Source organism: Algoriphagus jejuensis (assembly GCF_039523455.1).
In the GTDB taxonomy this organism is placed as follows: domain Bacteria; phylum Bacteroidota; class Bacteroidia; order Cytophagales; family Cyclobacteriaceae; genus Algoriphagus; species Algoriphagus jejuensis.
The window spans coordinates 227,978-242,990 of sequence record NZ_BAAAFI010000048.1 but is presented as its reverse complement, the minus strand read 5'-3'; the positions used below and the strand labels follow the sequence as shown (position 1 = coordinate 242,990).

Sequence of the window (15,013 nt, the reverse complement as noted above, 5' to 3'; positions counted from 1 at the left end):
CATGTCGTAAATAAGTTGTGGTAACTCCTTTTACGACTTTCATGGCTGCGGGTGAATTTCCCCTATTCATGAATGTTTTTTAGGTTTCAAATCCCCTGCTGGCTAAACCTAATATTTGTACAATCATACTCTCTTACAGCATCACCGCGCAGTTTGTCTTCTTCATAAAAACTACCTCACCTCTACATAAAATTTACCTTCGATTACCGTAACCTCCTGTGTTCCACCTTGCAACTTTAGCTTTCCGCTAAATTCGCCCCTGGCATGATTTGCCGTGAGTTCAGTAAATTTCACATGGACAGTTTGATTTGTACCATTTTGCGTGGTATAACTCTTTTGGCTATCGGCAAAGGAAACGATAGATCCAAAAAGAGTATTCCCCGCAGCCGTCGCCGTTACAACAAGTCCGTCATAATTCACATTCACTACGATCGGTTTAGTGTCATAAACTTGGATACCGACCGAACTTGCCTGTCCCGTACCGCTGAATGACCCGCTGTATTGTACGCCATTATCGGCAAAACTTCCGAACGGGGGGAAGTCTGGATTTTTAAACTCCCACAAAACGCCATCAACTTTAAGCGATATTTTGTAGCCATCACTATCATCCTGGTCATCTTGCCCATCTTCACTTGTACAAGAACTGGATAATAAAGCAAGCAGTATGAAACCTATGATCATATAACTTGATTTGTTGATCAAAAATTGATTTTTCATAGCAATGAAATTTAAAGTTTGATTGTGAATAATTGCTGAAATAATGCGTCTCCGATATTTTTCCGCATTTAATAGGTCATCGGGAAAGGGAGTAAAAAGTCATCAACAACTCCCCTACTTTTTTGATCGCATTTCCACAGCATTCGATGATCTAGAAACCATTGTCTTATCGAGCTCTAGAAACAGGCGATTCTATGTGGACACCTTATTTTACGAAGGAGATGTTGGGCTGAAAAAAAACACAAGTGGACAATAATGAAATTTACCTTGATGGCAAACACGTCAAAAATAGCATATTCAGGTAGCAACAGCGGCAATTTAGGCATCCAGACATCTGTACCTGACGCCCGAAAAAAGTAACTATTGTCGACGGGAATCAGCCTCCCAAAATCGCCCGTCTCACATTTCCATGAAATTCATTGATGGCTTTGGTGTGGAAATAAGGATAGATGAATCGGTCTCTAAACCAGGAACCACTGCGATAAAATGTTTCGTGGGACACTTCGGTTTTGCCATTTTCCAAGGTCTTAAACCGAATAAACTGACTGCCTTGAGATTTGGAGTTTTCAAGGTAGCAGATCCGAATCAGATTTTTTGACCGGTCCACTTCCATTACTTCATGACCTACGATCAGTTTGATGGCGCCACGGAAGACATGCAGGTCCAAGATTATTACCTGACCCACACCCATACCGCCCAAATATTCCTGACCAGGAAACACTTCCTCTCCCGAGGCTCTGGAATACAGCTGATTAAAATGGATCATCGTCCCCGCCCAAGCTTTGGCAGGATCAATACTGACGTAGGCCTCCCAAATCTGATCTAAAGGCTGGTCATAGTGATATTTTTCGAAATGCTGGTGATAGCTTGGGTCGGATTCTTGGTAGCAAATGCACTTCAATTTGGAATAGGGCGAAGCATGCGGACGCATCGCTTCTTCGAGTATAGAACTCATAGGATTGGGGTGGTGTCTGGCGGTTGCCTTAAAGAAAGGTAAAGTGTCTGGATTGGCAAAACCGATTTGGAAAATAGACCATTCCACCGCTTGACCTAGAGACGACAAAATCAGGAGAGAATTCGAAAATTTGAAACAAAATCTACTTTCCCCTAAACCCAAGTAGACCAATTATTTGACGAATATCTTTCCCCGATTCAAAACAGGGAATCCCCTGGTTATTAGGAATACCAAATTCGTCATTCATCAATTTTAGATATGGCAAAGATATTGAGTTAGAATTACGAACTTTACAACAATCAGCCCTGTTCTCCCATCATATCATTTATTACAAATCCTTTTTTCGTTTTGGGAAGTCAATACAACAAGTGGGAGTATTTTAAGATTGTCCTGGTATTGGGGGCGCTGTGTACCATCAGCCCTTTTTCTATAGACATGTACTTGCCGGGGTTTCCTGAGATGGCCCGAGACCTCGATACGCCGATTTCAAATATCCAGCTTTCGCTTACCGCCTATTTGGTAGGAATCGCGATTGGGCAGCTTTTCTACGGCCCACTTTTGGACAAATACGGTAGAAAAAAACCGCTCTATATCGGTCTTGGAATTTATGTTCTAGCGTCCGTTGGTTGCGCACTTTCGCAGTCTGTCGAAAACCTCATTGTCATGAGATTCCTGCAGGCCATAGGCGGCTGTGCCGGAATGGTCTCCGCGCAGGCGATTGTCAGGGATATTTTCCCGGTGGAAAAAACAGCTCAAGCACTCTCACTTTTGACTTTGGTGATTGCCGTTTCACCGATGATTGCTCCAACTGTTGGCGGATTTGTCACGACATTTTACAACTGGCACTGGGTTTTTATCATCTTGGCGGGCTTGACATTATTGATCTGGCTTGGTGCGATGACGATTCTGCCAAACGGCGCCGAACCTGACCCTGAGGTATCGTTGAAGCCAAGCAAAGTTTGGAAAAACTATGGCATCGTACTTCAAAACCGACAGTTTTTGGTTTACATGCTGGTGGGTGGTTTAGCCGGTGCAGCTCCTTTGGTCTATATCGTCAGCTCAGCTGACGTATTTATGAACATCTACCAGGTAAGTGAGCAAACATACGGTTGGATCTTCGCCATCTTGGCGTTTGCGATGATCGGTTCGACACAGCTCAACCACCTCCTTTTGAATAAATACAAGAGCCAACAAATCATCAATTTTTCGATGCATTATCAGGTTTTTACCGGATTGCTGTTGATCATTGGCATCTTCGCGCAAGTATTGAATGTCTATGCCTTGGTTGGACTGATGTTTCTATTCTTGACCGCGCACGGGCTCAATAGTCCGAATACAGCCGCCCTTTCTTTGGCACCTTTTGCAAGAAATGCGGGAAGTGCTGCCGCCCTTTTGGGAAGCGCCAGAATGGCGATCGGGGGAATGGTATCGGGTATTGTCAGTATGTTTCATAGCGGCACAGCCATGCCGATGGTCATTGGTATGGCCGCTTGTTCTTTGGCTGGATTTATCATCCTAAAAGCCGACAGGCAAATTCCCGGCACGATCAGCCGAGTTTGGAAGGGCTCTGCGATGGGAAGCTAAAAAAGCGGTTTCCCTAAGGCAGACCTTTTCTCTTCCAAATCACAACAATTTTATTTTCAATATCGTGACGGGAATTTTTTTGCTGAAAAATCCATTTTATGTAATTTAGGAATTGTATTCCTAAATTACATAAAATGGATTATTTTGACAGACATATCAAAGACAAAGCGCTGTCTCTATTGAGCAAATTCCCTTTACTGGCAATTACAGGCCCTAGGCAATCCGGTAAAACCACCTTTGCCAGGCACCTCAAGCCGGACTATACCTATGTCAACTTGGAATTGCCTGAATCCAGGGAATTTGCAAAATCAGATCCTTTGGCTTTTCTGAGAAGGTACCAAAACGGCGTAATCCTGGATGAGATTCAGTGGGTGCCTGAACTATTTTCCTATCTCCAGGTACTGACTGACGAAAGGAATATTCCAGGAGAATACATCCTGACAGGATCGCAAAACTTCCTGCTTTCCAACCAAATCACTCAATCCCTGGCTGGTCGGGTCGCCATGCTAAATCTCCTACCCCTCTCTATGAAGGAACTTGCCGATCAGATCCATGGTCAATCGTGGGAAAATTTGGTGGTGAATGGAGGTTATCCCAGGAAGTTCCAATTTGACATCGCGCCGAGTGACTACTATCCCAATTACATCCAGAGCTATATCGAGCGGGATGTAAGGCAGATCCTGAATGTAATGGATCTGGGAAATTTCCAGAAATTTCTTCAACTGTTAGCGGGTCGGACTGGTCAGGTCTTCAACCAAAGCAACTTCTCCAATGAACTGGGGATCGATCAGAAAACCGTCAATGCCTGGCTCACGGTGCTGGAAACTTCCTTCGTCGCCTTCAGACTGCCTTCGTATTACCGTAACTTCAACAAGCGAATCCTGAAGACTCCCAAAGTATATTTCTACGACACGGGCATACTATGTAGTTTACTTGGAATTAAAAGTGCAAATGATTTGAATGTGCACTTTGCCCGGGGAGCGTTGTTCGAAAACCTGGTCATCCTGGAACTGATGAAAAAGGAATTGAATAGCGGAAATGTGCCGTCTCTCTATTATTGGCGGGACAGTAACCAAACCGAAGTCGATCTCCTGCAGGAAAAGGATGGCAAGCTGACCGCTATCGAGATCAAATCCTCTGAAACTTTTCATGCAAACTTCCTGAAAGGGCTGAAGTATTTCCAGAAGTTTGCTCCGGAAAGCGCAGCGCGACTGATCTACGCCGGCAGTCTCGATCAGGTGCGGGATGGTATTCAGATCGGTAACTATTGGAAGATCTAACCGCTTGTCATCAGATATTCCCCTCAGATAAAAGCCGCGATTTCTAATTGGAAACGCGGCTTTTCAACTTTACTAGGAGAAATTACTTTTTCAAAAACTCCAGCAAAAGCTCATTTAACTTCTCCCGATGGGTAAGGCTCAGCCCATGTGGAGCACCTTTGATCAGATGATAGGTGTTATCTGCAATTCCCTTTGCGGCTTGCTCGGCTGAGGTTTTGTAAGGCACAATATTGTCGTCATCTCCGTGAACGATGAGCGTGGGCACAGTAACATTTTTGAGTTCTTTTCTAAAATCAGTACTCGCCCAAGCCTCCGCAGCCTTGATCGTGGCAATCGGAGATGCATGTGAAGCCACTGAAAAATCAAAGTCTAAATTTGCTTCGCTCACGCCTTCTGCTCCTTTCTTATAGTTGTAAAAATTCTTGTGAAACTCCTTCAGAAACCCAATTCGATCAGACTTCAATGCGCCTAAAATCTCATCCAACGTCTTCTGCGGCACCCCGTCGGGATTGTCATCCTTCTGCGCGACCAGTGGAATAATAGATGCAATAAGGGCTGCCTTTGAGATCCTCTCTTCACCATAGTCGGTAAAATAGCGGACCACCTCTCCCCCGCCCATGCTAAATCCGACCAGCGCAACGTCTTTCAGATCAAGATGAAGAATCAACTGGCGAAGATCCTGAGTGAGCGCGCTGTAGTCGTAGTCGCCCCAAGGCTGGGAAGATCTACCAAAACCGCGGCGATCATAGGCGATTACCCGATAACCCTCCTCGACAAGTATCCTAATTTGCCCCTCCCAACTCTGATGGCTCAGTGGCCAACCGTGGATCAGGATGACCGGTTTACCATTGCCGTAGTCCTGATAGTATATCCGTACGGGTTCCTTTCCTTCTTTGTGTTTTAAAAATGGCATAACAAGAAATTTAATTTAAAGGTAGAATGATTAAAATTTAGGCGCCGTAGCTGAGGTATTGTACGGAAAAAGACAGTTTGGTTTGCTTTCAACAAAGACAAAAAGCTATCGAACACTTTGCAGACATTTGAAAAATAGTTTGAATCCAGCGCGATGACAGCATGTTTGAGGCAATTTAAGTCAGTATACCTTATAACTTTTTTTAGAAAAATTAATTTCTTGTCCATCGTAATCTCAAAAACAATTCAAATCCCCAAAACCTAAACCTAGAATCATCGGTTATTAGAGCCAAAATCTGACCATGGACGAAATTACAATCGGCATAATCGGCGGCGGAGCTTGTGGGGTTGCAGCGTTTGCAGAACTGATGGTTCAGCTGAAGATCGCCGAAAAACATAAAAGCACAAAAATTCTAATCATCGAAAAAAGGCCTAAGGTTGGCTTGGGACTGGCCTTCAGCACCGATCAGCCGGGACACCTGTTAAATACCCAGGCAGATCTGATGGGGATCCATTCCTTTGAGCCAGACCACTTCGCCACTTGGCTTAAGGAAAACAGGGATCACGTAATGCACGAAGTAAAGGGCGAAAATCCTTTGCCTGAATCGCATACCACTCGCAGACTTTACGGCAAGTACATTCGAGAACAGTTTAATCATTACTTGAGCGAAGCGCAAAAGATCGGTTTGAGCGTCGAAATCATCCAGGATGAAGCGATTGATCTCGTCCAAACCATGGGCCGGTGGCAAATTAAATTAGCGGGAGGAGGCAGTGCCAATGCCGACCATGTGATCTTGGTTCCTGGCACACCTAAGCCAAACAACTTTCCCGAATTCGATGAATTGGATGGCTATTTTGGTTTTCCCTGGCCAAGCGAGCCAATCATCAACTGCATTCCTACTGATTCAGACGTCTGCATCCTAGGCTCTAGCCTAAGTGCAATCGATGCAATCATGACCCTCATAGACAGCGGTCACCAGGGCAAAATCCGGCTTTTCTCTCTCGACGGTCTGATGCCGCGAGTTCAACCTGACAAAGAATCTTCTTACGAACGCAAGTTTCTGACCCTTTCTCAAATACATCAGATTCGAAGGACAGCTTGGCGGCAGCCCACTACCAAGGAATTGTTCAGGCTGTTTCAGCAGGAAGTAACGCACTATACCGGTCACCCTATTGACTGGAAGGCGACCGTGCGGAAAGGAATCCCGGCGGAACAGCTTCTCGAAGAAGATATTCGGATTGCTGAAGAAAATGGAGATGCATTTATCAACATCCTATATGCGCTGCGTTACGAATCCTCGCAAATTTGGGAGTGGCTTTCGGTACACGAAAAGCAACTGTTTAAGCAATGGCTAGGACCTTATTGGTCGGTCACCAGGTATGGGATGCCACTCGTCAATGCCTATCGATTGATTGAGCTTTTCAAATCCGGGAAATTGGAAGTCAACTCTCCCATGCATGAGGTAACCTACGATGCGGATAGGAAAAAATTCATCCTTAACTACGGAGACGGCAAGCAGCACGAAGGAAAGTATTTGATAAACGCGACTGGACCGGCGAAAAAAATCGAAAAGATGACCTCTCCCTTGCTTCAGAATCTGTTGAAAAGCGGAGTGATCGAGCCCTACCCCGTCGGAGGAATCAAGATGGATCCGGATCAGATGCAAGTCATCAGCGCTAAGGCGCCCCATACCAATCTATACGCGGCAGGACATATCTGCAACGGAATGTTGTTGGATGTGAATGCCGTTTGGTTTAATGTAAAGTCGATTGCGACACTTTGCAAGCACATTACTAAAAAACTAAAGCATGGAGATATTTCTTGACTTATATAAGAATCTCCTACCGGTATTAGCCTTTATTGCAATCGGGTATTTTTTAAAAAAATGGATTAACATCCGGCCCGATTTCATTACCACTCCGCTGGTCTTTTTTCTACTTCCGGTGCTGGTGATCTACAATGTTTCCGAGGCAGACACCTCTAAGATTGTCGTGATCCCGATCCTTTCCTTCCTGATTTCTCTGGCTATGAATCTCCCTGCGCTGTTAGTGCATCGCACGATTGCAAAGCAAGAGAGCATCAACCTGTTGAAGAGTTCGTTTACATTCTTCAACGTGCTATTCTTCGGCATACCGGTTGTCTCAGCACTCTTTGGGCAGGAAGCCAGCAGCGTTCTGATCTGCGTATACTTGGGTACGGCTTTGTATGGCGACATCATTGGATACTTCCAAGTTGCAAAGACAAAGCTATCCACCAAAGAAGCATTGAAAGAAATTGTAAAAGTGCCGTATCTCTATGTTTTTATAGTTGCACTTGGGATTAAGGTTTGGGGAGTGCAAATTCCAGAGGAGGCTGCCCCAACAATGGAGTTTCTAGGCTGGATTGTTTCATCTATGGGCATGATGATCGTCGGAGTCCATCTCACTGAGGTCGATTTCAAAAAGATCAAGCTTTCTTATTTGGGAAAAATCCTCGGCTTCAGAACGGTCGCAGCCATCGTCATCACAGGCCTGTTTATCGGAGCCGAATACCTGATTGCAGAAAGTCTGGAAACGGAAGATTATTTGATATTGATTTTGTTGCCATTTCTGCCCGTAGCTTCCAATATATCGCTATTCGCTTCCTATCTGGGAACGGAGGAAGAACGCTTTTCTTTAATTGTATTCCTTTCTATTGTGCTTTCACTGTTTCTGGTTCCTGTTGTAGCCCAGTTTTTCCCTTCTTAGAATCACAAAAATTATCCCCTGTCGGGAAAGTCCACCATCTTCCAAGGTCTAACTATTTCCCTGAAAGTTTCAGCTGAGAAATAGAACAATTCAAATCCCAATGGTACTGAAATAGAAAGACAAGCCCCAAAGTCGCCTTTTTCTGCTATTTTTGCCCCTTCGAAAAACCAACCCAGAGTATGTCTATTGCCAGCAAATACGAGCCTGCTTCGACCGAAGCAAAATGGTACGCCTATTGGATGGAGCACAAACTTTTCTCCTCCAAAGTTGATCACAGCAAGGAACCCTACACGATAGTCATTCCTCCTCCAAACGTCACCGGCGTCCTCCACATGGGTCACATGCTGAACAACACCATCCAGGATGTTCTTATCCGACGGGCTAGAATGCAAGGCAAAAATGCCTGCTGGGTTCCCGGCACTGATCATGCTTCCATTGCTACGGAGACCAAAGTGGTGAATATGCTCAAGGACATGGGCATCGACAAGAAGTCTATCTCCCGTGAGGAATTCCTAAAGTATGCCTGGGAATGGAAAGAAAAATACGGAGGAATCATCCTCGAGCAATTGAAGAAACTCGGTGCGTCTTGCGACTGGGATCGCACGGCATTCACCATGGATGCTGGACTGAGCGATTCGGTGATATCTGTCTTTGTTGATTTGCATAAAAAAGGAAAGATCTACCGTGGCATCCGCATGGTCAACTGGGATCCAAAAGGCCAGACTGCCCTTTCGGACGATGAGGTAATCACTAAAGAAATCGCCTCGAAGCTCTATTACATCAACTACAAAATCGAAGGATCTGAAGATCAATTCCTGACCATCGCAACCACCCGGCCTGAGACGATCATGGCCGACGTGGCGATCTGCGTCAATCCAAATGATTCTCGATTCTCTCATCTGAAGGGCAAAAAAGCCTTGATTCCGTTGATCAATCGCGCCATCCCGATCATCGAAGATGAATATGTGGACATGGATTTTGGTACGGGTTGCTTGAAAGTAACGCCCGCACACGACATCAATGACTACGAGCTGGGGCTGAAGCATAAGCTTGAGGTGATCGACATTCTCAACGACAACGGAACCCTCAATGAAAAGGCGCAAATCCTGGTTGGTGAGGATCGCTTTGTCGCGCGAAAGATGATCGCCAAGCGACTGAAGGAAGCCGATCAACTGGAGAAAGTGGAAGATTACAAGTCTAACGTCGGTCACTCCGAACGCAGCGACGCGGTCATCGAACCGAAGCTTTCCCTGCAGTGGTTTTTGAAAATGGACGAAATCACCAAGCCAGCCTTGAGCTCGGTGATGGATGATGTCATCCAACTTTATCCGCCCAAGTTCAAGAACATGTACCGCTCTTGGATGGAAAATGTCCGCGACTGGTGCGTGTCCCGTCAGCTTTGGTGGGGGCATCGCATTCCTGCTTTCTACCTTCCAAATGGAGAATATGTGGTAGCCAAATCTGCCGAAGAAGCTTTGGCTCAAGCCAACACCGAATTTGGCACAAGCTATACGCTCACTGACTTAAAGCAGGACGAGGATGTCTTGGACACATGGTTTAGCGCTTGGTTGTGGCCGATCTCGGTTTTCGACACTAAAGTGTTCACTACCGGCAAGCCTAACGAAGAACTGAAATACTACTACCCGACCAACGACTTGGTGACTGCTCCGGAGATTCTATTTTTCTGGGTCGCCAGGATGATCATTGCGGGCTATGAATACACTGGCGAAAAACCCTTCAAAAATGTCTATTTAACAGGAATCGTCCGCGACAAACTGGGGCGGAAGATGTCCAAGTCTTTGGGGAATTCTCCAGACCCGCTTGACCTGATTGCACAGTACGGCGCAGATGGCGTACGGACAGGGATGCTTTTCTCATCCCCTGCGGGAAATGATTTGCCGTATGACGACAAACTCGTGGAGCAAGGCAGAAACTTCGCCAACAAGATCTGGAATGCTTTCCGCCTGGTCAATGGCTGGGAAATCGACTCATCACTCGATGGTTCCGCCAATGCAGCAAGCATCGAATGGTTTGAAAACAGATTCAACCAAGCCCTGATCGAAATCAACGAACACTTTGACAAATTCCGCATTTCCGATGCCTTGATGACCACGTACAAGTTGGTGTGGGGCGACTTCTGCTCTTGGTATTTGGAGATGATCAAGCCAGAATACCAGCATCCGATTGATCAAGAAACTTACGATCGGACGATTACGCTTTTCGAGACCATCCTAAAGATTTTGCATCCGTTCATGCCCTTCATTTCTGAAGAGCTTTGGCACCAAATCAAAGAAAGAACAGTTGCCGAATCCTTGATCTTGGCTTCATGGCCTGAATCAAAGCCTTTTGACACAAAGATCATCGAGGAAGCCAATCAGGTTTTTGAAGTGGTTTCTCAGGTCAGAAATCTCCGCGCATCCAAGGGCATGTCGCCCAAAGAAGCGCTCGACTTGAGCATCAACGCCAAGAATCCGGAATTGTACAGCCGCTTCGAGTCCGTGTTGACTAAGTTGGCAAATCTCTCTTCTTTGGCTTTTGCGGAAAAAGTAGAAAACGCCATGAGCTTCGTCGTGAAAGCCGACGAATGCTTCATCCCAATGAGCGACTCGATCAATATCGAAGAAGAAAAAGCAAACATCCAGAAGGAAATCGAATACAACAAAGGCTTCCTAAATTCAGTGATGAAAAAGCTCGGCAACGAGCGTTTTGTCGCCGGAGCCCCTGTTCAGGTCTTGGAAATGGAGCGAAAGAAGCAAGCCGACGCAGAGGCTAAGATCAAGGCTTTGGAGGAGAGTCTGGCGAAAATCGGGTAAGAGTTATTGAGTTATCTGTAAAAATCCGAAGCTTTGCCGTTTCGGATTTTTTTGTGCTAAAACCCTCCAAGGGTTCAAAACCCTTGGAGGGTTTTTCCTGACCTACCGACTATAACTCCCTGATCTTGATTTCTTTGAAAACAACTCCCTGCCCCTCGCTTTGCAGGCCGATGTACCCTGACTTCAGCGGGGTACCGTCTACCTTGATGGCCGGATCAAAATTATTGGCGACACCACCACCGATTTGAGGATTACTATACTTCAAGACCGTGTCACCATTGACTAGGTGGATCACCAAAGAATCTCCGTAGACAATCAGATCGGCCTTTACCCATTCGTCCCACTTGAAAGTTGGCGAAGTGGAATTGATGCAGTGGCGCGGATCGATCTTTCCCTCAAAAACAACGTCCGTTCCCGGCGAACACATATTTCCCGTCGGTCTCTTCACTCCTTCTTTTTCCTCCGCAAGCATCTGATATTCGACAGAGATCGGCCAATCCTGCTCCTTCAAAATTGACTCAGGCGCCTGAGAATGATACATCACTCCAGAGTTACGATAGGTGTAGCTCGCCGCATCTTTCAGCCACTGGTCGGTAAATCGGTATTCCCATTTGAGGTGAAAAGACGAAAATGGTTTCTCGTAGAAAAGGTGTCCATACCGATCTCCAAAACCTTCGTAGTCATCGTAGTTTACTTCGATAGCGCCATCCTTGACACGAAAAGTATTTTTGTAATTGTCTCCTACTTCATGATGGTAAATTTTCGGAACCCATCCTTTCAGATTTTTTCCGTTGAAAAGGACTTTCCATTCAGCTTTGGACGCATCTATTTCGTTGGAATTTTCTTTCATTTTCAGAAAAGTAAAACACAGTACTGAAAGTAAAAGCGCCGAAAATAGGAGTGGTTTTTTCATAGGTATTTCAGGTTATTGAATACAATGGTAAGCTAAAAAATCCAGTCAGCTAGTTGAATTTTCTATAGAAACATCATCTTTCTCGACGACATCAGGTGTTTTATGGACGAAGCGAAATATTCCTGGGCGAATCCCCACGGTGATTTCCGAGGGTGTACCCATGAGCTCCCCGTCAATCTGAAATTTGGCACCGGAATGATTCTGTATTTTGCAGTTCTTAAGTGTCCAGCTGCGAATCGAATTCCTCTCTTTTCTTTCGCCTGATATTAATCCTATCGAAAGCTGAATGAGGTCTTCGACGCCTTCAACCAACACCGCTATCACCTCAAACCGTCCGTCAGAAAGGTCTCCATCTGGATTTATCACAGCTCCTGTTCCGTATCTGTCTCCATTGGCGATGACCAGCATGTGGGCTTCAAACTCGATCTTTTCACCATCAGTCTCCAAGACAAACTGAGAAATATTTGTAGAAAATATCTCACCGAGTGAACTTTTGACATACCCTATCATCCCTCTTGAGTCGCCTTCTTCAAATCGGTGGATAAGGTTGGCATTAAATCCAAAATCAGCCAAGTGCAGACACAGATGATCGTCCACCATAACACCATCCATATTCAGAGTATCCATCTGCTTCAGAGCATCCCATGCGTCGTCCAGGGACTTTATCCCTAAGCAATTCGCCAGACCGTTAGCAGATCCCAGGGGCAAAATTGCCATCGGGCACTGATCCTCAACGCATGCAGCGCCGAGTTTGATCGTTCCATCACCCCCGGCAATCACGACTAATGCGTATTTCGTATTGGCCAATTTTTCCTTTATCGCTTCTTGATCACCGTCGCCCGTAGTTTCGTAAATATCTACGATCGTTCCCGAAATTAGGACAGTAATTTTGCTTAACAAATCCAACGCGTTAATCTCTTCCGATCCAGCATTTGGGTTAAAAATCAATAAAGCTTTTGCTTCCATTAATAGAAAAGTTTTTCTTTCTCAGCCACTTTTATCGCTTCCTCTGTAGTTTTAACGAAGAAGAATTGGGGAAACTTCTCAAGCCTTCTTTTCACTTCATCTTCTTGTTTGCTGGGATTTACCACCCGAATTACCACTGCCAGTATTCTGCCCGGATACTCCATCCATACCTCTTGATAAATCTCCGGATCATGTTGACCGCTGTCTCCGATAAGCACCCAGTTTGTATGGGGAAACATCGAAAAGAGCATCCGGATTTTTTCCAGTTTGTGAAGATGGCTTTCACCTCCCGATTTCCAGATATTTTTAAGGTTAACGTGTTGATCTTTTAGAAGCAGCGGACCTAAAGGTATTTCTCTAAATCGGAGAAAATCTTTAATCAGGTCAAAAAGTGACCAATCACTACTCGAAACATAAAATAGAGGATGCTTGCCTTGATGTGTGAGTTTCTGGTAAAAGTCAGATACGCCGGGAAAAGGCCTGCGAGTGTAGGCATTTTTGGAGACGGAAAGCCAAAATTTCTTCCCGATTACTGTCGAGTGGGAAATCAGGATCGTGTCGTCGATATCTGAGATCACCGCTCTCTCAGAATAAAACCGCTGAATATCCAAAACCGCATCTTTAACTTTGATCCCCGGAATGCGATCTAGCTCAAAACTTGCCTGGCTAACCAGCTCTCCAGGATCTGGCATCATCGCCTCAAAAATACCGTCCTGATCCGTTTCCACAACTAATTGATTTTCACCTAGACCAATATTTACCTGCACATTTGGCAGTGTTGTCACAGAATACCTACGCACAGCGGCGAACAGGTTTTTTAGCCAATTGTTTTTAGCCCTGGGTCTACTCTGCTTGTATGCGGAAATTACCCTGCCTTTTAGGAGTAGATCTTTCCCGTTTCCAAAAGCCAAGAAGGGCTCAACATGAACCTCATCCAACTTGCCCACCCACCGAGAAATATTTTTCTTAATCGACATCTGAATTCAAACTATTGAGGCTACGTCGGCGGAAATCGACTGAGCTTCCCGCCTTCTGCACTTTCAATGACTCCAATTGTATCCATCAATCTGTTCCAAACATACCTTGAGCAAAGCGATGGAGTCGGCAATATCTTCCTTGTGCGCCATCTCAATCACTTGGTGCAGGTGGCGGGTCGGGATGGAAATCGCCCCGGCGATAGCGCCCTGTTTTCCCATTCGCTGAACTCCTGCAGTATCTGTACCGCCGGCAGTGAGGATCTCCGGCTGCCAGGAGATCCCTGAGGATTCTGCTGTCTTTTTCATAAAATCCACCATCCGATAGTCACAGATCGTCATTGCATCCATGATCTTGATAGCGGTGCCTTTACCAAGCTCTGTTACTTTTTCATGGGCAGCCGCGCCTGGGACATCGAATGCAATCGTGGTATCGAGCGCAATCCCAAAGTCAGGATTGATCGAGTGCGCAGCGACGTTGGCACCACGAAGGCCCACTTCTTCCTGCACTGTAAAGGTCGCGTAGACATCGTACGCTGGATTTTCCAATTGTTTCAAAGTCTCAATCAAGATAAATACCGCCACACGATTGTCAATCGACTTACAATTAACACAGTCGCCCATCTCGATCAGCGCTCGGTCGCGGGTGACGGGATCCCCGATTGAGATTAACTTTTCAACCTCTTCCTTGGACATGCCCAGGTCGATAAAAAAGTCGGTTGTCTTCGGAAGTTTCGTTCGTTCCTCAGGCGACATCACATGAATCGGTTTACTGCCCATCACGCCAATGAGATCTTTTTTGCCATGGACAATTACCCGTTGCGCAGTCAAGGTTTTGGGATCAAATCCTCCAAGAGTATGAAACCGCAAGAATCCCTGCTCATCGATATGCGTGACGATAAAGCCAATCTCGTCCATGTGGGCAGCGACCATCACCCGCTTTCCGTCCGGATTCCTTTTCCCCTTTTTGACAGCGATGACATTGCCCAAGTTGTCTGTGGTCACTTCATCAGCCAGTGGTGTAACCAGCTCCACCACAAGGTCTCTCACTCTTTTTTCAAAACCAGGTGCTCCGGCAATTTCACATATTTGTTTCAGCAGGGCTACGTTTATGTCCATTGTTTTTTAAAGTTCTATTTTGGCTCAAATTAAAGCTTTTGACCGCAATGCCA

Annotated in this window: 12 protein-coding genes; 5 read left to right on the top strand and 7 right to left on the bottom strand. The window is 45.6% G+C overall.

Going from position 1 to position 15,013, the window contains the following annotated elements; all coding sequences use genetic code 11:
* Positions 1-171: 171 nt before the first annotated feature.
* Positions 172-717: a hypothetical protein gene (locus ABD031_RS21095; protein WP_343854885.1), complete on the bottom strand. Its 546-nt coding sequence runs from the start codon at positions 715-717 to the stop codon at positions 172-174.
* Between the two features lie 376 nt (positions 718-1,093).
* Positions 1,094-1,672: a hypothetical protein gene (locus ABD031_RS21090; protein WP_343854883.1), complete on the bottom strand. Its 579-nt coding sequence runs from the start codon at positions 1,670-1,672 to the stop codon at positions 1,094-1,096.
* Between the two features lie 348 nt (positions 1,673-2,020).
* On the opposite strand from ABD031_RS21090, the gene ABD031_RS21085 reads away from it, so the two are divergent.
* Both ABD031_RS21085 and ABD031_RS21080 read left to right on the top strand, forming a co-directional pair.
* Positions 2,021-3,256: a multidrug effflux MFS transporter gene (locus tag ABD031_RS21085; RefSeq protein ID WP_343854881.1), complete on the top strand. Its 1,236-nt coding sequence runs from the start codon at positions 2,021-2,023 to the stop codon at positions 3,254-3,256.
* A gap of 134 nt (positions 3,257-3,390) precedes the next feature.
* Positions 3,391-4,536, top strand: coding sequence for an ATP-binding protein (locus ABD031_RS21080; protein ID WP_343854879.1), 1,146 nt, complete (start codon positions 3,391-3,393; stop codon positions 4,534-4,536).
* Between the two features lie 82 nt (positions 4,537-4,618).
* On the opposite strand, the gene ABD031_RS21075 is transcribed toward ABD031_RS21080, so the two are convergent.
* Positions 4,619-5,449 (bottom strand): alpha/beta fold hydrolase, encoded by an 831-nt coding sequence (locus tag ABD031_RS21075; RefSeq protein WP_343854877.1) that lies wholly within the window; start codon positions 5,447-5,449, stop codon positions 4,619-4,621.
* Positions 5,450-5,750: 301 nt separating this feature from the next.
* Here ABD031_RS21075 and ABD031_RS21070 point away from each other — a divergent pair, with 301 nt between their 5' ends.
* From ABD031_RS21070 to ABD031_RS21060, 3 genes are all read left to right on the top strand, one after another.
* The gene (locus tag ABD031_RS21070; protein ID WP_343854874.1) at positions 5,751-7,274 is read left to right on the top strand and encodes an FAD/NAD(P)-binding protein; all 1,524 of its coding nucleotides are present in this window, start codon (positions 5,751-5,753) and stop codon (positions 7,272-7,274) included.
* A complete protein-coding gene (locus tag ABD031_RS21065; protein WP_343854872.1) occupies positions 7,258-8,175 on the top strand; it encodes an AEC family transporter in 918 nt (305 codons plus the stop codon). The genes ABD031_RS21070 and ABD031_RS21065 overlap by 17 nt, the downstream gene beginning before the upstream one ends.
* Positions 8,176-8,354: 179 nt before the next feature.
* Entirely contained in the window at positions 8,355-10,988 is a 2,634-nt protein-coding gene (locus ABD031_RS21060) for a valine--tRNA ligase (protein ID WP_343854869.1), read from the top strand.
* A 109-nt stretch (positions 10,989-11,097) separates the two neighbouring features.
* On the opposite strand, the gene ABD031_RS21055 is transcribed toward ABD031_RS21060, so the two are convergent.
* From ABD031_RS21055 to ABD031_RS21040, 4 genes are all read right to left on the bottom strand, one after another.
* Entirely contained in the window at positions 11,098-11,838 is a 741-nt protein-coding gene (locus ABD031_RS21055; protein WP_343854889.1) for a 3-keto-disaccharide hydrolase, read from the bottom strand.
* Between the two features lie 108 nt (positions 11,839-11,946).
* A complete protein-coding gene (locus ABD031_RS21050) occupies positions 11,947-12,867 on the bottom strand; it encodes a diacylglycerol/lipid kinase family protein (RefSeq protein WP_343854867.1) in 921 nt (306 codons plus the stop codon).
* Positions 12,867-13,844, bottom strand: a complete 978-nt coding sequence (locus ABD031_RS21045) for a phosphatase domain-containing protein (protein ID WP_343854865.1) — start codon at positions 13,842-13,844, stop codon at positions 12,867-12,869. Before ABD031_RS21045 ends, ABD031_RS21050 begins: the two co-directional genes overlap by 1 nt.
* Positions 13,845-13,907: 63 nt before the next feature.
* On the bottom strand, positions 13,908-14,960 hold the full coding sequence (locus tag ABD031_RS21040; protein WP_343854863.1) for a M42 family metallopeptidase: 1,053 nt from the start codon (positions 14,958-14,960) through the stop codon (positions 13,908-13,910).
* Positions 14,961-15,013 lie beyond the last annotated feature (53 nt).